19 protein-coding genes are annotated in these 17,315 nt (G+C 30.3%); 9 read left to right on the forward strand and 10 right to left on the reverse strand.

From position 1 onward, the window contains the following. Positions 1 to 95: 95 nt before the first annotated feature. Positions 96 to 1,079 carry a thioredoxin-disulfide reductase gene (trxB, locus tag LACAL_RS09585; RefSeq protein ID WP_013870527.1) on the forward strand — a complete coding sequence of 328 codons (984 nt, stop codon included), beginning with the start codon at positions 96 to 98 and terminating at the stop codon, positions 1,077 to 1,079. A 68-nt stretch (positions 1,080 to 1,147) separates the two neighbouring features. Here trxB and LACAL_RS09590 read toward each other — a convergent pair whose 3' ends face one another. The 4 genes from LACAL_RS09590 to LACAL_RS09605 all read right to left on the reverse strand — a co-directional run bounded on the left by LACAL_RS09590 (position 1,148) and on the right by LACAL_RS09605 (position 4,929). Beyond that, complete coding sequence (locus LACAL_RS09590) at positions 1,148 to 1,978, reverse strand: GIN domain-containing protein (RefSeq protein WP_013870528.1); 831 nt, start codon at positions 1,976 to 1,978, stop codon at positions 1,148 to 1,150. A gap of 231 nt (positions 1,979 to 2,209) precedes the next feature. Continuing rightward, entirely contained in the window at positions 2,210 to 4,066 is a 1,857-nt protein-coding gene (locus LACAL_RS09595; RefSeq protein ID WP_013870529.1) for a PspC domain-containing protein, read from the reverse strand. Next, entirely contained in the window at positions 4,059 to 4,403 is a 345-nt protein-coding gene (locus tag LACAL_RS09600; RefSeq protein ID WP_013870530.1) for a PadR family transcriptional regulator, read from the reverse strand. The genes LACAL_RS09595 and LACAL_RS09600 overlap by 8 nt, the downstream gene beginning before the upstream one ends. A gap of 79 nt (positions 4,404 to 4,482) precedes the next feature. Beyond that, positions 4,483 to 4,929: a DUF4870 domain-containing protein gene (locus tag LACAL_RS09605; protein ID WP_013870531.1), complete on the reverse strand. Its 447-nt coding sequence runs from the start codon at positions 4,927 to 4,929 to the stop codon at positions 4,483 to 4,485. A gap of 144 nt (positions 4,930 to 5,073) precedes the next feature. On the opposite strand from LACAL_RS09605, the gene LACAL_RS09610 reads away from it, so the two are divergent. The 7 genes from LACAL_RS09610 (at position 5,074) to LACAL_RS09640 (ending at position 10,149) form a co-directional block, all read left to right on the forward strand. Next, positions 5,074 to 5,529 (forward strand): DUF4442 domain-containing protein, encoded by a 456-nt coding sequence (locus LACAL_RS09610; protein ID WP_013870532.1) that lies wholly within the window; start codon positions 5,074 to 5,076, stop codon positions 5,527 to 5,529. A gap of 62 nt (positions 5,530 to 5,591) precedes the next feature. Then, on the forward strand, positions 5,592 to 6,389 hold the full coding sequence (locus tag LACAL_RS09615) for a TIGR00266 family protein (RefSeq protein ID WP_013870533.1): 798 nt from the start codon (positions 5,592 to 5,594) through the stop codon (positions 6,387 to 6,389). A gap of 143 nt (positions 6,390 to 6,532) precedes the next feature. Next, positions 6,533 to 6,730: a hypothetical protein gene (locus LACAL_RS09620; protein WP_013870534.1), complete on the forward strand. Its 198-nt coding sequence runs from the start codon at positions 6,533 to 6,535 to the stop codon at positions 6,728 to 6,730. Positions 6,731 to 6,813: 83 nt separating this feature from the next. Next, positions 6,814 to 7,200: a hypothetical protein gene (locus LACAL_RS15315; protein ID WP_013870535.1), complete on the forward strand. Its 387-nt coding sequence runs from the start codon at positions 6,814 to 6,816 to the stop codon at positions 7,198 to 7,200. A gap of 69 nt (positions 7,201 to 7,269) precedes the next feature. Further along, complete coding sequence (locus tag LACAL_RS09630) at positions 7,270 to 8,073, forward strand: MbnP family protein (protein WP_013870536.1); 804 nt, start codon at positions 7,270 to 7,272, stop codon at positions 8,071 to 8,073. Positions 8,074 to 8,132: 59 nt separating this feature from the next. Then, the gene (locus tag LACAL_RS09635; protein ID WP_013870537.1) at positions 8,133 to 9,179 is read left to right on the forward strand and encodes a cytochrome-c peroxidase; all 1,047 of its coding nucleotides are present in this window, start codon (positions 8,133 to 8,135) and stop codon (positions 9,177 to 9,179) included. Between the two features lie 16 nt (positions 9,180 to 9,195). Then, on the forward strand, positions 9,196 to 10,149 hold the full coding sequence (locus LACAL_RS09640; protein ID WP_013870538.1) for a hypothetical protein: 954 nt from the start codon (positions 9,196 to 9,198) through the stop codon (positions 10,147 to 10,149). On the opposite strand, the gene LACAL_RS09645 is transcribed toward LACAL_RS09640, so the two are convergent. Continuing rightward, complete coding sequence (locus LACAL_RS09645; protein ID WP_013870539.1) at positions 10,150 to 11,088, reverse strand: hydrogen peroxide-inducible genes activator; 939 nt, start codon at positions 11,086 to 11,088, stop codon at positions 10,150 to 10,152. It lies immediately after the preceding gene. Between the two features lie 104 nt (positions 11,089 to 11,192). Between LACAL_RS09645 and LACAL_RS09650 the strand changes: the two genes are divergently transcribed. Next, a complete protein-coding gene (locus LACAL_RS09650) occupies positions 11,193 to 11,672 on the forward strand; it encodes a Dps family protein (RefSeq protein WP_013870540.1) in 480 nt (159 codons plus the stop codon). Positions 11,673 to 11,745: 73 nt separating this feature from the next. Here the strand turns inward: LACAL_RS09650 and LACAL_RS09655 are convergent, their stop codons facing one another. From LACAL_RS09655 to LACAL_RS09675, 5 genes are all read right to left on the reverse strand, one after another. Continuing rightward, positions 11,746 to 12,198, reverse strand: coding sequence for a DUF2141 domain-containing protein (locus tag LACAL_RS09655; protein WP_013870541.1), 453 nt, complete (start codon positions 12,196 to 12,198; stop codon positions 11,746 to 11,748). A gap of 100 nt (positions 12,199 to 12,298) precedes the next feature. Further along, complete coding sequence (locus tag LACAL_RS09660; RefSeq protein WP_013870542.1) at positions 12,299 to 13,627, reverse strand: OmpA family protein; 1,329 nt, start codon at positions 13,625 to 13,627, stop codon at positions 12,299 to 12,301. A gap of 114 nt (positions 13,628 to 13,741) precedes the next feature. Then, positions 13,742 to 15,073 carry a DUF58 domain-containing protein gene (locus LACAL_RS09665; protein ID WP_013870543.1) on the reverse strand — a complete coding sequence of 444 codons (1,332 nt, stop codon included), beginning with the start codon at positions 15,071 to 15,073 and terminating at the stop codon, positions 13,742 to 13,744. A 47-nt stretch (positions 15,074 to 15,120) separates the two neighbouring features. Further along, positions 15,121 to 16,104, reverse strand: a complete 984-nt coding sequence (locus LACAL_RS09670) for a MoxR family ATPase (RefSeq protein WP_013870544.1) — start codon at positions 16,102 to 16,104, stop codon at positions 15,121 to 15,123. Further along, positions 16,086 to 17,315, reverse strand: a complete 1,230-nt coding sequence (locus tag LACAL_RS09675) for a DUF4350 domain-containing protein (protein ID WP_013870545.1) — start codon at positions 17,313 to 17,315, stop codon at positions 16,086 to 16,088. Before LACAL_RS09675 ends, LACAL_RS09670 begins: the two co-directional genes overlap by 19 nt.

Here is a 17,315-nt window from a genome sequence, read left to right on the forward strand (position 1 = left end):
GATAATTTAAGCTTATAATTCAATAACATCTGTTGATAACTTAAGTGTAAGTTTTAGGTTAAAAAACCTACTTTTGTTATATAAAATTAAAGATTATGTCTAGCACAATAGAAAAAGTAAAATGTTTAATAATAGGATCTGGACCAGCAGGCTATACTGCAGCCATATATGCAGCCAGAGCAAATATGAAACCTGTTTTGTATCAAGGTACGCAACCAGGAGGACAATTAACAACTACTAATGAAGTTGAAAATTTCCCTGGTTATCCAACAGGTATTACAGGACCAGAAATGATGATGGAATTACAAAGCCAAGCAGAACGTTTTGAAACAGACGTTAGAAACGGCTGGATTACTAAAGTAGATTTTTCTGGTGACGTACATAAAGTATGGGTAAATGATGAAAAAGAAATACATTGTGACACTGTAATTATTTCTACTGGAGCCAGTGCAAAATATTTAGGTTTAGACTCTGAGCAAAAATATTTAAAACTTGGTGGTGGCGTTTCGGCATGTGCTGTATGTGATGGTTTCTTTTATAAAAACCAAGAAGTTGTTATTGTTGGAGCAGGAGATAGTGCTTGTGAAGAAGCGCATTATCTTTCTAAACTTTGTACTAAAGTAACAATGTTAGTGCGTCGTGATGAGTTTAGAGCTTCTAAAATTATGGCTGAAAGAGTACAGAAAACTGAAAATATTGAAATTTTATTTAATACAGAAACCGATGAGGTTCTTGGTGATGGACAAGTAGTTACTGGAGTTAGAGTTAAAAATAACCAAACTAACGAAACTAAAGAAATTCCAGCAACTGGATTTTTTGTAGCTATAGGACATAAACCAAATACAGATATTTTTAAAGGCTATTTAAATTTAGATGAGACAGGTTATATTATAAACGAAAAGCCAGGAACATCTAAAACTAATGTAGATGGTGTTTTTGTAAGTGGTGATGCAGCAGATCATGTTTATAGACAAGCTATTACTGCAGCAGGTACAGGTTGTATGGCAGCCTTAGATGCAGAGCGCTATTTAGCAGCAAAAGATGCAAGTTTTGAAGTGTCAACTTCTAACTATAACTAAATATAATACTTAATAAAAAAAGCCGAAAAACATTAATGTCTTTCGGCTTTTTTTATTTTTAATAGCGTCTACTTTTTTCTTAAAACAGCGCTATTTTCAAATTTATTTAATTCTATTTTAGGACTACCATAAATATAAGTTTGGGTGCTTCCAGAAGCTTCAAGAGTTAAAGCGTTGTTTACATCTATATAAACATCTGCTTTATCTTTAGTAATTAAACTACAATTTTTCGAGGTAAAGTTTTCGGCTTTTAAATTTGTACTATTATCTGTAGTAATACTCAAATCATTAGTGTCTCCTTCAATTTTAGCATAAGCATTTTTAAGCATAGATATATTTGTATTGGCAGTATTAATTAATGCTTTTAAGCTAGTACTTTCTTTAAGGTTTAAAGTTGCGGCATCTGCAGTAACATTTAATTCGGCTTTACTTTTATCATTATGAGTAAAATTAAAGTTTTTAGCTTTAAAGGTTAAATATGTTCTTGAATTAGCATGAGTTATTAAATTAAAATCTTGAAGCAGTAATGTGTTTCCAGAGGTTAACTGAGCATTTTCTTTTAGTTCTATAGCGTTTAAAGAGTCTTTTACAATTACGGTTATGTTAAACCTTTTGCTAGATGTAATACGCTGTAATTTGGTAAACTTTAAACTACCGTTTTGTACTTCGTAACTAATGGCGTTAAATAAGTTATCATCTGCTTCAATTTGTACAGATGGCGCTAAACCTTGTAAAATTTTAATTTCAAAATCATCACCAATTACCAACCTGTTAAATGGAGAAAGCTCTGTTATTTCTGTAACAACATTTCTGCTACCTTTAATTTTTTCAAGATCTTGTGCGAAGCTTAAAAAAATAGTTAGTAATGCAATAATAGTTAATTGTAGTTTTTTAATCATTTTTTATTTTAAATAGTTTGTTATCAAATACTTTAACTAAGTATGGCAAATATATAACAAAAACCATCCCAAACTCTTTTAAAGTTTGAAATGGTTTTACAATTGGTTGGTTTGTTATTAGTACTTAAACAAAAATTTCAAGTACTGTTTCGATTAAAAATTTAGCTATAGTTATCATTTTTTTGATTGGTTTTTATTTTGATTGATTGATTGATTGATAAATTGTAAGTGCTAATTATCTTTTTGTTTAGAAGAGATTTCTATTCCATCTTCATCTATAGTAACATTTACTTTTTCGCTTTTTGCCTTAACGCCATTGTCATCTATAACAACTTGAGAATTTTTGTTTTTTGCTTCAAAACCTTCATCGTTAATTTTTAACTCTGCGTTATCGTTATTTATATCTACTCTAACTTTAAAGTCATCGTCATCATTATCGTCATTATTTGGGCAGTCTAAGCATAATAAACTATTGTTTTTTACTTCAAGAAAGTTAGACTCCATACCATGATCTAAAATATCGTTATAGCGGTAAGAGTTGTTACTATGGTAATTATACGTGTTTTTATCTGCAAATAAGTGACTGCCTACTGGTAAGTATAAAGTAACTTCTACTTTTTGGTCTCTATGCCTGTTATTATTTGGGATTAAAAAATGGTTGTCTAATTTTAATTCGTTATTAACTAAAGCATAATTGTAACTAATATTTTCGGCTCTGTCTTTAGCTACATTGTAAGTTGTACCACGAGAAGAGCGTTCAATTCTAATTTTAGCAACACTATCTCTGGTAGATTTTACAATTAAGCGCACACCTTGAGAGTAAGTAACTTTCTCTCCACTCTCATTAAAACCTTCGTCAAAATTATGAAACGATCTTCTAAAGTTTTCAGCATAATAATCGTTATTCTGCATGGTGATAAATAAGGTGTCGTTTTTAGTAACATTATAAAGTTGCTCTGTTTTTATAACTTTAGCTTCCTCTTTATAAGATAGACCTTGTTTAATACCAATTATAATTAAACCTATAATGGATAGTAACCAAAGGCCAAACAGTGTAAATTTAGCAATGTTACCCATAGACTTTAAATTGTTTACAAGTATTTTTAAACCTAAATAAAACAGCATTAAAAAAGGAATACCAACTGCAAATAACACTAATAATGAAAATAGCCAAAATGGTGCGCCAGATGCAATAGATAGCTCATTAAAATCTACACCAGGAATGTGAACATTATCTACTAAATTAGAAGATAAAAAACTTATAATTAGTGAAATAACAGCAACAGCACCAGTAAATACTAAAATAACGCCTATAAATTTCGCAAAGATTTTTAAGAAGAACATAAAAATGTCTGCAATGGTATCAAAAAAGGACTTTGAACTAGATTTTATAGTATTGCTTTTTTGATTGAAATCTATATTTTTCACAGATTCTGAAATTGTTCCAGAAGCATTATCAAAGGTTTCCTTTAACTTATCACCAGTTTTTTGAAGGTTTTCTGAAGCATTATCAAAGCCGTCACGAATTTTTTTTTCAATGTTAGAAATGGTAACTTTTTCTCCAGTCATTTGTATTTTTTCTGAAGTTGTTGTGGCTTCAGGAATAAAAATCCAAAGTAAAATATAAAGTAAAACACCAGTTCCTGCACCAAATATTAGTAAGAACCATATAATTCTAATCCATAAGGCATCGATACCAAAATAGTGACCTAAACCAGCCGAAACACCTCCAACATAAGAGTTTTCTGTATCTCTAAATAATTTTTTAGAAGGTTTAGATTTTGAATATGTTTTGTGTTGTGGTTCATCTTCAAAAATTTCGTCATCAACTAAGTAGTCTTCGGGTTGTCCCATAATAGAGATTACATCGTCTACTTCTTTTACACTAATAACTTGTTTATCGTGTTTTACACGTTCTGAAAATAGTTCTGAAATTCTAGCTTCAATATCTGCTATAATTTCACTTCTTCCTTGAGAGTCTGTAAATGAACGTTTTATAGCCTCAAGATAGCGCTGCAATTTTAAGTATGCATCTTCATCTATGTGAAAAAATATACCTGCTAAATTTATGTTGACTGTTTTATTCATTTTTGTTGTTTTTTGATGGTGTAACGGTGTTAACTGCGGTTTGTAATTCGTCCCAAGTAGTGGATAATTCTTTTAAAAACAGCTTTCCTGTTTCTGTTAATCCATAATATTTCCTTGGTGGTCCAGAGGTGCTTTCTTCCCAGCGATAACTAAGAAGTCCTGCGTTTTTTAATCTTGTTAATAAAGGATAAATTGTACCTTCTACAACAAGCAACTTGGCGTCCTTAAGTGTGCCTAAAATTTCGGCTACGTATGCATCGTCGTCTTTTAAGACAGATAAGATGCAATACTCTAAAACACCTTTACGCATTTGTGCTTTTGTGTTTTCTATCTTCATATTTTCATGCGATTTAATGTTGTTAAACTGTTCATTTTTTGATTGATTATTGATGATGCTTTTTACAAAGCGATTGATTTTATTTTATAAAGTTTATTGTAAATGGGTAATTATATAATTCACCATCTCTAGCACTTAAACTGGCTTTAATTATAAATATGATTTCTAATATAAAACCTATAACGGCTAAAAAACCTAAAGATCCACCAATGTAAAATAGAGGTGAAGGCTCACTCATGTCTATATGGATACCATTAAATAAATTAAAGTCTAGAAAGTTTATATCGTGTAAAATGTTAAAAGCGAAAAACGGCACAGTTAGCACTCCTATAGTTAAAGCATATAATAAAATACTTATTTGAAAATTAATGGCTTGCTTACCATGTGTGTCTATAAATTGTGACTTTTCTTTATTCATTATCCATAATATTACAGGACCTAGAAAGTTTCCAAATGGTATTATAAACCTCGAAAAGGTAGATAAATGAATGAATGTAGCGATATTGTTGTGGTTATTTTGGTTCATTTTAAAAGCATATAATAGTTTCTTATACAAATATATGTCTAAAAAAAGGTATTATGTTACGCATAGTACTAAAAATTAACAAAAAATTAACATATTGATTTGTTAGATTTTTTCAATAGATTTGGTTGAAATAATAAATTATATATGAAGCTTACACCAAAAAAAATTAATGCATTTAATATGTTTAAGTTACCATCGGTATACTTAACAGGCGTTAGAGTAAAGTCTATAACCGAAACCTCATGTACTGTTAAAGTAAAACACCGTTGGATAAATCAAAACCCATTTAACTCAATGTTTTGGGCAGTACAAGGTATGGCAGCAGAGTTATCTACAGGAGCATTAGTTTTAGGTAAAATTAGAACATCTGGAAAAAAAGTTTCTATGTTAGTATCTAATAACAATGCAACATTTACCAAAAAAGCAACTGGTAAAATTGTATTTACATGCAACGATGGACATTTAATAGACGACGCTTTAAAAAAAACAATAGAAACTGGAGATGGTCAAACTTTTTGGATGCAAGCTATAGGTACAAATGAAGATGGAGTTGTTGTATCTACTTTTAATTTTGAGTGGTCTGTAAGAGTAAAAAATTAAATTGTTGTAACGCTAACCAATATTTTTATACCAATATATTAATCAATAAAAATTAAAAACTCATGACAGCACACGAAATAGATTATCGCATTTATGGAGAAGAAATGCAATATGTAGAAATAGAACTAGACCCTCAAGAAGCTGTAATAGCAGAATCTGGAAGCTTTATGATGATGGATGATGGTATTAAAATGGAAACTATTTTTGGCGATGGTTCTCAAAAAGACAAAGGCTTTTTAAACAAAGTACTTGGTGCAGGCCGAAGAATTTTAACAGGAGAAAGTTTATTTATTACTGCTTTTTATAACACTTTATCTGGCAAACGTAATGTCTCTTTTGCATCACCTTATCCAGGAAAAATTATACCTATAAATTTAGCCGAGTGTGGCGGTAAATTTATTTGCCAAAAAGATGCTTTTTTATGCGCAGCAAAAGGAGTGAGTATAGGTATAGAATTTAGTAAAAAACTTGGCAGAGGCTTATTTGGAGGCGAAGGTTTTATAATGGAAAAATTAGAAGGAGATGGTATGGCATTTGTTCATGCAGGAGGAACAACTGCTAAAAAGGAATTAAAAGCAGGAGAAACATTAAGAGTAGATACAGGTTGTATAATTGGTTTTACGCATAATGTAAATTACGATATAGAGTTTATAGGTGGTATTAAAAACAGCATATTTGGAGGTGAAGGCTTATTTTTTGCTAAACTAGAAGGTCCAGGTACAGTTTATATTCAATCGTTACCATTTAGTCGTTTAGCTAATAGAGTAATTGCAAGTTTACCAAAAGGCGGAAACAGTAAAGGAGAAGGTAGTATTTTAGGAGGAATAGGTAATTTAATAGATGGAGATAACAGGTTCTAAAAACAGATTTTATGATTTTTTTAACTGTTAAAATTTGATGTGACAGGTTTTTAAATTAAAATTTTCACTACTTTTAATCGAATTTATAAACCGTTTGCCTATTCAAGAAATTTACTTTTACTAAATTAAACCTAATAATAACTATGGCAAGAGCAATGTTTGAGTACACTAAAACTGTACTAAATAAAGTTAGTTTTGATGCTAACTTGTTTTGCAAGGAAGTACAAAAAGCACTTCAACGTTTGTTACCTTACGAAATTGAGGAACTTAAGATATATATACAATCTTTAGTTCATGACAATCCAGATTTAAATCAATGTCTAATCTATTTAAAAGCATAAATAAAAGCGACTTTTAGTCGCTTTTTTAATGACTTATTATTAGCAAAATTATATTTTCAGTTTTACCTTTGTAAAAAAAAAAATTGAAATCAATTTTTGCGATACTTCTTTTTATATCATTTGCAGTAAGGCCGCTTTTCTTTACTGGTTATGTCGCATATTTTCAATTAAATATTGATTACATTATTGAAACCTATTGTATTAATAAGGAAAAACCACAATTGCAATGTAATGGTAAATGCCATCTCGCAAAACAATTGGCAACTGCAACTACTCCAACTAATGATAATGATATAGATCTTGCTTTAAATACATTAGCAGAATCTTTTTTTCCAGTTTTTTTTACAAACTATAATTATAATAACTTAAAAAGTAATTCTCTTATTAATTTAATTCAAGTTGAGCCTGCGTATCAAAATTTATATGCTTACTCTTTTGAATCTTTTTCTTTTAAACCTCCTATAGTGTAAATTTTACATTCATTTGGTTATGACCTTTAACCAAAGCTTTTAAAACTATTACAATTAAAATTTATACAAATGAAAACATTAAAATTTGCATTTGCACTCTTGCTATGCACAATAATTTCTGCGTGCTCATCAGATGACGACGCAAACAATACTGAAGATTTATCAGGACAAAACGGAACATTAACCTTAAAGTTTGACAATGGAGTAGGAGATCAAGATTTCATTTTTGGTACTAATTATAACAAATCAAATAATGAGTCTTACAAAGTAGATAACTTAAAATATATTATAAGTAATATTAGAGTAAAAGATAGTAACGGTAATATATTTATGTATCCAGTAGAAAACAATGCCTTTATTGTTGATGAAGCAGATGGTAATAACGCTGGTGAAATTTATATTACACTAAATAATGTAGACGCTGCAGATTATACAGAAGTTACTTTTGGTATAGGTATAGACCAAGAGCGTTTTGCATTAGGAGCAGAAGGTCAAGGAGACTTTTTAGAATTAGCTGAAGCTAAAGGTATGTTATGGAGTTGGGCAGCAGGCTATAAGTTTATTAGAATAGATGGAACATATAGCAATAATACAGTAGCAAACGAACCTTTAAATATCCACATGGGAAGTGTTGGTTCTTCATTAGATAATTATAAAGAAGTTAGTTTAAGTTTTCCAAATACGGTTAGAGTAAGACATGATGCTTCACCAGAAATTCATATAAAATCTGATATCTCTAAAGTTTTTGATGGTACTACAACAGTAAATTTTGCAGATGGATATGACCAAGTACATGTTGATGCAGTAGAAACTCCAATTATAGCTACCAATATTAGTGGTATGTTTGAGGTTCATCATGTACATAACGATTAAATATAATTTAAACCATTGAAGCTTAAACGCTTCAATGGTTTTATTACAACTATAATATTATGAAAAAAATAATCTTTTTTCTTTTAGGTATAGTGTGTTGTGTTTCGTGCTCTAACGAGTCTCAAGTTGCGGTTTACGAACCCATACCTATGGTAATAGAAACACCTTCAAACTTTCCAGATATCATTTACAATTTAGATAATAACCCAATTACCCAAGCCGGTTTCGAGCTTGGAAAAAAGTTATTTTATGAAGGTAAGTTATCTTCAAACAATGCTATTGCTTGTGCATTTTGCCATGAGCAAGCTTTTGCTTTTACACATCACGGCCATAATTTAAGTCATGGAGTTAATGGTGGTATTGGTTTTAGAAACGCACAGCCTATTCAAAATTTAGCGTACCAAACCTCATTTATGTGGGATGGTTCTGCCTCTCATTTAGACTTACAACCCATAATTCCAATTACGAGTGAGTTAGAAATGGGAGAAAGCCTTAGTAATATCATTCAAAAACTAAGTGCAGAACCATATTATCAAGAGCAGTTTACACGTGCTTTTAATGATGGTGAAATTAATACAGAAAATATGCTAAAAGCACTATCTCAGTTTATGGTTGCTATGGTTTCTTCTAATTCAAAATATGATAAGTTTATTAGAAATGAAGACAATGTAACATTCACAGCTTTAGAGGCAAATGGCTTAAGTACTTTTGAGACTAAATGTGCTGGTTGTCATGCTTCAAGTTTGTTTACAGATCAAACTTTTAGAAATAATGGGTTATCTATAAATCCACAATTAAACGATTTAGGTCGCTATAATATAGGTAATAATCTCAACGATTTATACAAGTTTAAAGTGCCTAGCTTACGCAATGTAGAAGTAAGTTATCCTTACATGCACGATGGGCGTTTTACTACATTAGAAGCTGTTTTAGAGTTTTATAATTCTGGTATTACAGATAATGGTAATGTAGACGAGTCATTGCTTAAAGATGATGGAACATATGGTATAGACCTTTCAGATTATGAAAAGGAAAGTTTAATAGCTTTTCTAAAAACACTTACAGATTACGAATTTTTAAACGATGAACGCTTTGCAGAATTTTAATAAACTAATACTAGTATTGAGTATACTACTCTTTCAATTTCAAAATTTAAATGCACATAACAATTTAGAGCCATGTAAAAACCATAATAACCATCAGTTTTTTTGCGATTTGTGTGGTTGTGCAACAAGTAGTGGTAGCTTTGGTTATGGCACTTTAAGTAATGCTAATTTTATAGGTATAAGGTACATCTATCAAAATTTTGAATCTAAAAACGGAATTTTTGAAAACTCTCCAAAAAGTAAAGAGACTTTTAATACCTATCAACTATGGGCACAAATTCCCATTACTAAAACAATTTATATTAGTGCTAATTTGCCGTATCAAGACTTAAACCGAACATTTAACGGTGCTACAGAAAATATTTCTGGCTTAGGAGATAGTAGTTTAATTGGTTGGTATAAACTTAATTTTTATAAAAAGCAAGATGAAAATGTTGTGAATTTTAATGGAGAAAAGGAAGCTTCAGGACATTCATTACAATTTGGTTTAGGAGTTAAATTACCAACAGGTGAATTTGAAGAACGTCTAGCAGATAATGTTAATCCTGGTTTTCAAGTTGGAACAGGAAGTTTTGATGGTATCTTATCGGTAGGTTATAACTACGGCGGAAATAAAATAGGTGTAAATACACTTTTAAGTTATTATTTAAAAGGAGAGAATAAAAATAAATACCAATTTGGTAACCAATTTAGTTATGCTTTAAATGCATATACAGCTTTCTCTACAGAAAAAGTGAATATAATGCCTTTTGTAGGTGTGTCTGGAGATGTATATAATGCTATAGAGCAGTATGGAGAAACATTGAATGGTACAGATGGTAACATTTTAAATGGTTCTCTTGGGTCTGAGGTAGCAATTAAAAATTTTATTTTTGGTGCAAGTTATACCTTACCAATAAGTCAAAAACTATTTGGTGGTAATGTAGAATCTAAACAAAGATTTTCTGTATACGTGAATTTTGCTTTGTAATTATTTAGATAACGGACTAATAATTTGAACATTTTGAAATGCAATAGCACCACGTATAACGCCAGAAATTACTTCTTGTAGCGCTTCAATAATTTGCATTTTTAATTCACTCTTATTATAAATAATACTTACTTCTCGTGCTGGAGATGGCTCTGTGAAATAGTGTAGATTTTTCTTCGCTTTTTCTCCCATTTCCAGTGTGTGTAAGTATGGTAATAATGTCATCCCTAAACCTTCGTTAGAGAGTCTTATTAATGTTTCTATACTTCCGCTTTCAAGTTGGAAACTATCCTCTGTATGGTCTTTAAAAACTTTACATAAATTAATAACGCCATCTCTAAAACAGTGGCCGTCTTCTAAAAGTAGCATGTCTTCAATTTCAAGATCTGCAACTTCTAATTTTTTCTTTTCTGCTAGTCTATGATTTTTAGGAACATAAGCTGTGAAAGGTTCAAAATAAAGTACACGTTCTTTTATATTTTCATTTTCTAACGGTGTAGCAGCAATAGCAGCATCTAAATGGCCATCGTTTATACGAGTGATTATTTCCTCGGTTGTAAGTTCTTCAATTTTAAGTTTTACTTTAGGGTACTTTTTTATAAAACTTTTTAAAAACATGGGCAACAACGTGGGCATTACAGTTGGTATAATTCCTAATTTAAATTCACCTCCTATAAATCCTTTTTGTTGATCTACAATATCTTTTATACGGTAAGACTCGTTTACAATATTTCGAGCTTGGTTTACAATTTTTGCTCCAACATCTGTTAATTCAATTGGCTTTTTACTTCTATCAAAAATTAAAACATCTAATTGGTCTTCTAATTTTTGAATTTGCATACTTAAGGTAGGTTGCGTTACAAAACAGTTTTCTGCAGCTTTAGTAAAATTTTGGTGCTCTGCAACAGCTAATACGTACGTTAATTGAGTTATGGTCATCCTGTATAATCTTAGGCTATAAAAATATAAAATCTATCAATAAAGCTTATTGTAAATACTATTTATTTTAGAGTAATTTTGAATTAAATAAAAATTAGATAGATATGACACTAAATAGAATAGGATTAGATACAGATAAAACAAAAGACATTGCTAAAGATTTAAATGGTTTATTAGCAAATTTTCAAACGTACTACCAAAATTTAAGAGGAATTCACTGGAATATAAGAGGGAAGAATTTTTTTGATTTACATGTTAAATTTGAAGAACTTTATACAGATGCCAATGCAAAAGTAGATGCTTTAGCAGAGCGTATTCTAACTTTAGGTGAAACGCCTTTGCATACTTTTGAAGCTTACTTACAAAGTGCAAAAGTGCCTGTAGGAAAAAATATTTCGAAAGATGAAGAAGCAGTACAGTTAATAGTAGATTCTATTTCAGAATTGTTAAAAATTGAACGTCAAATACTTGATAAAGCTGGTGATGCTAATGATGAAGGTACAAGTGCAATGATGAGTGATTTAATTACAGAACAAGAAAAAACAGTTTGGATGATGAATGCTTGGTTAGGAAAAAGTATTTAAAGTATAAATTTTATTTTGGAATGTAAAAAAAGGAGACCAATTGGTCTCCTTTTTTTTGTTAAACAATGGTTGGTTAAAATCTTATGTTTAACTTTAAATCTTTATCTGTAACCGTAAATTTAGCATCACCATATTGTGGAGGACCATAACTCATTGGGTTGTTAGACATACCATAGCTTTCTTTTGGCATTCCACTAGAATCAAAATCCATACGATTATTTTCATTTTCATCATGTACAGCCATTATCGCATAATCACCGGGTTTAACATCTTTAAAAGTGATATGTATTTTATTATCTTCTATTTTACTTTTAACATTTTTTAATGCTTTTGTTTTCATGAAAGTTGTATTGTTATGTAAGCCTAAAAGTACCACGCCATTACTGTTTTTTACGTTATTAATGGTAACTGTTACATTGTAAGTGTTGCTTTCTTGTGCATAACTAAAAAATGAGAAAAATAATATGACAAAGCTTAAAAGTAAAGTTTTGCTATTCTTGTTGTAAGTTGTTTTAATAGAAGTCATAATAATAAGTTTTATTTGTTATTTATATTCCAAATATCTTACAAGTTGTATGCTTTTAATATTTTATATGTCTCAATTGTAGTTTTTTATAAACCAATTGTTAATTGGTTATGTAAATTTCAATTCTTCTGTTTTTAATACGTCCTTCATTAGTACTATTATCTGCTATTGGATTTTCTTCACCGTAACCTTGAGAAGTTACTCTACTATTGCTAATGCCTTTTGTAATTAAATAGTTTTTTACAGAGGCTGCACGTTTTTCAGACAAAGCTAAATTTGTTGCTTTAGACCCAACATTATCTGTATGACCTGTAACATGAAATTTCATGTTTTTTTGAAGATTCATAATTTTATAAATTTCATCTAAAGCTTTTTTTCCTTCTGGACTTAGTGAGGTTTTTCCGTAGTTAAAAACTATAGCTTTACAATAATTATTAATATCGTTAGTAACTTGTTGTTTAATTTTAGCATTTCTATCTAAATTTTTTTGGCGTTCTAAATTTGCAAGTTGTTGTTTTTCTTGCGGTGTTAAAACTTTAGGGCAACCTTGGTTTTCTTTAACACCAGGTTGTTTTGGGCATTTATCAAATCTATCATCAATGCCATCACCATCTGTGTCAATTCTTGGGCAGCCATCATCGTTAATAGCACCTTTAACAGTAGGACATTTATCGTACTTATCTGGTGTGCCATCACCATCGTTATCTGGACATCCACGCATAGTTGTTGGTCCAAAATCATTAGGGCATAAATCTTCACTATCAATTACCGAGTCGCCATCTGCATCTGGGCAACCGTTTGCTTCTATAATACCAAATAAATCTGGGCAAGCATCTACATCATCATTAATACCATCGCCATCTGTATCTTTTCCTCCAAATCTAAATACAATACCTGCAGAGTGTTGGTAATGTTGTAAGCCATATTCTTTAAAAGCATGTTTGTAAACAGATTGTATATTAAAACCAAAACGGTCTCCAACCCAAATATTTACGCCAACACCGCCAGCTACTGTTCCTGCTCCAATTGTATCAAGCCATGTATAACCACCACCAAGAGTTGCGTATGGATCTAATAAACCTAAACCTTTTGTAAATTGATATTTAAACATACCGTCTAAAGAAATGTATGGATATTCTACTCCTTGAAGTTCTTCACTAATTGGTGTGTTTTCTTCAATTGAGTTTAGAGAAAAAACACTTTCGAATGTTACTTTATTGGTAATTAAACGGCCAACAGATAATCTAAATCCTGCTGCGTTTAAATTCCAGGTTTTAAAGCGCCCATCTAAATCTTGATCGCGAACAGGATTATTAATAGCATTGGCACCAAAGTTTACTAACCAAGGATTGTTTTTTGTTTGAGAAAAAGAGGCATGCGATAAAATTATGCACAATAAAATAAGGATAGAACGACCTAATGGTTTCATTGGGTTTGTTTGAATTTAATTAATAGCAATAGCAATATATATTAAAAATTACAATATCTAAAATGAAAAAGCATTTTAACGGACTAACAGCTAGAAAACAAGGTTAAATAAAACTTATAATAAACCTCTAGATTTTATTTCTAGATATTTATTAATGGTATTTACAGTAAGTTTTTCAGGAGCTGTTAAAATACTTTGTATTCCATATTTTTGAAGCTCTTTTACCATTAAGCGTTTCTCGTAAGTAAATTTTTCGGCTATAGTTTTGTGATAAATAGCTTGAAGGTTTTCGGCATCTTGAGAGATAAGTTCATCTAACTCTGTGTTTTCAAAAATTACAACCACTAATAAGTGCTTTTTAGAAATAGCTTGTAAGTATGGTAATTGCCTTTTTAAAGCACTAATGTGTTCAAAATTAGTGTATAAAAGTAGTAAGCTTCTGTTAGTGACTTTTCTTTTTATTTGGGCATATAGCATACCATAATCACTATCTGAAAACTGTGTGTCTATATTATATAAACGTTCTAAAATAGTATTTAAGTAAGTTAATTTTTGTGTAGCAGGTAAAAAAGAATCTACTGTTTTAGAAAACGTGAGCATACCTACCTTATCATGCTTTTTTAAAGCAACATTACTAAAAGCTAATGTAGAATTTATAGCATAATCTAATAGCTTTAAACCATTAAAAGGCATTTTCATTACACGACCTGTGTCTATTATAGAATATATAGGTTGTGATTTTTCATCTTGAAATTGATTAACCATTAATTGGCCACGTTTAGCTGTTGCTTTCCAATTTACAGTTCTAAAATCGTCTCCTTGAATGTAATCTTTTATTTGTTCAAACTCTGATGTGTTACCAATACGTCTAATTTTTTTTAATCCAACAGCAGTTAAATTATTGCTCATGGCTAAAAAATCGTACTTCTGCATTTGAATAAACGATGGGTATACAGCAACCATTTGCTCGTTTTGAAATTGAAATTTTCGTTTTACAATACGTAATGTAGATGATGCGTATATATTTAAATTTCCAAAAAAATATTCACCACGCTCTACTGGTCTAACATTGTATGTAAAATCGTGAACTTCGTTAGACTGTAATTGAGTTAAGTACTCGAAATCTCTTTTTTGAAATTGTACCGGTAACTCATCTATAACAGAAATTTCAGTTTTAAATGGATAGTTATTTGTTATTGTAATTGGTACAGGATTTTCGTCGCTGTTAGAAAACTTATCTGGTAATAAACGTCTTCCTGTTATTGGTTTTTTAAAACGATAAAGTAAAAGTAGGTCTGTAAAAAATAAAACAGAAATCACAATAGTAATTATCCATGCAATTGAAAACAAAATAGGAATCCAATACGATAATAAAAAACACACTGATGCACTTGCCAAATAGACAAAGAAACCGTTGTGTAAGTAAAGTGATTTTATAAATTTCATGTTTTATTCCAGGTTAAGCTTAACGTGTTTTAAGTGTTAGCTTGTGGTTATCTAGGTACTTCTACAGACTGCACAATCATATCTACAACATTTTCTGTAGTCATGCCTTCCATTTCGCGTTCTGGTGTTAAAATAATTCTATGGTTTAGTATAGGTTTTAATGTCTTTTTTACATCTTCAGGTGTAACAAAATCTCTTCCGTTTATTGCAGCAAAAGTTTTTGCAGTATTTAATATTGCAATTGAGGCTCTTGGAGAACCACCAAGGTATAAGTGTGGATGATTTCTTGTTTTAGAAACCAATTGGGCAATGTATTTTATTATTTTTTCTTCAACTACAATAGATTGTATTTGCTTTTTATAAGTTGCAATATCATTAGCATTTAAAATAGGCTCAATAAGTGTTTGCGGCTTTTCTCCTTTACGCTCATGATGCGTTTGGATTATTTTAATTTCGTCTTCTAGATTTGGGTAATCTACTTTTATTTTAAATATAAACCTATCTAATTGTGCTTCTGGTAGAGCATAGGTTCCTTCTTGTTCAATTGGGTTTTGCGTGGCTAAAACCATAAAAGGAGATTTAAATGGATAGGTTGTACCATCTATAGTTGCTTGGCGTTCTTCCATAGTTTCAAAAAGGGCAGCTTGTGTTTTTGCTGGTGCACGATTAATTTCGTCTATTAAAACAATGTTAGAAAAAATAGGACCTTGATGAAATTCAAACTCTGATGTTTTCATGTTTAAAACCGATGTTCCTAAAACGTCACTTGGCATTAAATCTGGTGTAAATTGAATACGACTAAAATCGGTTTTTAAAACCTTTGCAAATAGTTTTGCTGTAACTGTTTTTGCAATTCCTGGAACACCTTCAATTAAAACGTGACCATCTGCAAATAGAGAAACTATTAATAATTCTATAAATTCTTGTTGGCCAACAATTACTTTGCCTAACTCGGCTTTAATATCATTTGCTGCATTTTTTAAATCCTCTAACGGGATTCTATTATTAAATTCTAACTCTTGGTTTTCCATGTGTTATGCGATTTAAATTTTTCTATTAAAGTGTTTAGTTTTTCTAATGCTTCTTTAGAAATATTTTTTTGATTTGAAATGTTTTCTATAGTTTTAAAAAGCGTTTTTGTAGCTTCAAAATCGTTATTGCTTCTTGCTGCTAAGTTTTTTAAAAATGCCTCATCTATACTATTTGTATTTAAATGTAATTGCGTTCTAATATAATCCATAAAATGTTGGATTTTATGTTGAGCGATATCTTGATGTTTACTGTTTTCATAGTACATATTTGCAATTGTACGTGTAAAATCTAGTGTTTGGTTACGCAAAGGTTTTACTACAGGTATTGCACGTTGTTTTCGTTTTCCTTCAAAAAGAATATAAAATAAAACACCAATTAGCATGATGTAATAGGCCCATTTTAACTCTTTGGCTTTTAAAAATACATAGAGTGGAGACGTGGCTATTTTTTTGCCAGATTTATAATGGTTATCAAAATAAATGGTTTCGTTTGGGTTTATGTACGATAAAAGTCCAGCTGTATAATTGTAATTTGGTTCTTCTAGCATAAAGTAATTTGTGTATGCCTGCGGAAATAAATTAATTATAATTTCGCCATCGCCAAAAGGTTGTTTAATAACGTTTGTATAACGTTTATTTACTACAGAGTCTGTTTCTGAAACATTTGAAACTTGCCCAATAACGGTTGTGTTTAAACTATCTATTTTATTAAAATAGTAAACAAAATTAGCTTTGTCGAACCTGTATTTTTCGTTGGTTTTTAGAGTCCTTTCTTCAAGGTGAAATTGATATTGGTTTTTAATATTATCAAAATTACTTACAAAGGAGCGTTCTAAATTTAAGGTGTCTAAAATTTTTGAAGAAATAGTTTCAGATGCTATGGCTAGTGTGTTGCCTTTTGCTGTCCAGCTTAAAAGTTTATCTAACTCGGCTTTGTCAAAAGTAACATCGGCATTCATAAAAAAATACGTGCCGTTTATGGTATTTTTATTTAAATACTCAAAAGGTGGTCGCTCTACATCAATTATATTTTCTTTAGTAAAAATACGCTCTAATTGTTCATGCAAAACATAAGAACCAAAAGGAATTTTGTGATGCTTAGCATAGCTAGGAAACCAGTTTAATTCTTGTGGTTTATTGTATTCTAAAATTACAATTAGCACCACCACTAAAATAGTTAACCCAATGTATATTTTTCCTTTTTTATCCAA

The organism is Lacinutrix sp. 5H-3-7-4 (genome assembly GCF_000211855.2).
In the GTDB taxonomy this organism is placed as follows: Bacteria; Bacteroidota; Bacteroidia; order Flavobacteriales; family Flavobacteriaceae; genus Lacinutrix.

Excerpts from the sequence above, each read along its gene's own strand:
- trxB (WP_013870527.1), top strand. The coding sequence starts at position 96 with ATGTCTAGCACAATAGAAAAAGTAAAATGTTTAATAATAGGATCTGGA.
- LACAL_RS09590 (WP_013870528.1), bottom strand. The coding sequence starts at position 1,978 with ATGATTAAAAAACTACAATTAACTATTATTGCATTACTAACTATTTTT.
- LACAL_RS09595 (WP_013870529.1), bottom strand. The coding sequence starts at position 4,066 with ATGAATAAAACAGTCAACATAAATTTAGCAGGTATATTTTTTCACATA.
- LACAL_RS09600 (WP_013870530.1), bottom strand. The coding sequence starts at position 4,403 with ATGAAGATAGAAAACACAAAAGCACAAATGCGTAAAGGTGTTTTAGAG.
- LACAL_RS09605 (WP_013870531.1), bottom strand. The coding sequence starts at position 4,929 with ATGAACCAAAATAACCACAACAATATCGCTACATTCATTCATTTATCT.
- LACAL_RS09610 (WP_013870532.1), top strand. The coding sequence starts at position 5,074 with ATGAAGCTTACACCAAAAAAAATTAATGCATTTAATATGTTTAAGTTA.
- LACAL_RS09615 (WP_013870533.1), top strand. The coding sequence starts at position 5,592 with ATGACAGCACACGAAATAGATTATCGCATTTATGGAGAAGAAATGCAA.
- LACAL_RS09620 (WP_013870534.1), top strand. The coding sequence starts at position 6,533 with ATGGCAAGAGCAATGTTTGAGTACACTAAAACTGTACTAAATAAAGTT.
- LACAL_RS09630 (WP_013870536.1), top strand. The coding sequence starts at position 7,270 with ATGAAAACATTAAAATTTGCATTTGCACTCTTGCTATGCACAATAATT.
- LACAL_RS09635 (WP_013870537.1), top strand. The coding sequence starts at position 8,133 with ATGAAAAAAATAATCTTTTTTCTTTTAGGTATAGTGTGTTGTGTTTCG.
- LACAL_RS09645 (WP_013870539.1), bottom strand. The coding sequence starts at position 11,088 with ATGACCATAACTCAATTAACGTACGTATTAGCTGTTGCAGAGCACCAA.
- LACAL_RS09650 (WP_013870540.1), top strand. The coding sequence starts at position 11,193 with ATGACACTAAATAGAATAGGATTAGATACAGATAAAACAAAAGACATT.
- LACAL_RS09655 (WP_013870541.1), bottom strand. The coding sequence starts at position 12,198 with ATGACTTCTATTAAAACAACTTACAACAAGAATAGCAAAACTTTACTT.
- LACAL_RS09660 (WP_013870542.1), bottom strand. The coding sequence starts at position 13,627 with ATGAAACCATTAGGTCGTTCTATCCTTATTTTATTGTGCATAATTTTA.
- LACAL_RS09665 (WP_013870543.1), bottom strand. The coding sequence starts at position 15,073 with ATGAAATTTATAAAATCACTTTACTTACACAACGGTTTCTTTGTCTAT.
- LACAL_RS09670 (WP_013870544.1), bottom strand. The coding sequence starts at position 16,104 with ATGGAAAACCAAGAGTTAGAATTTAATAATAGAATCCCGTTAGAGGAT.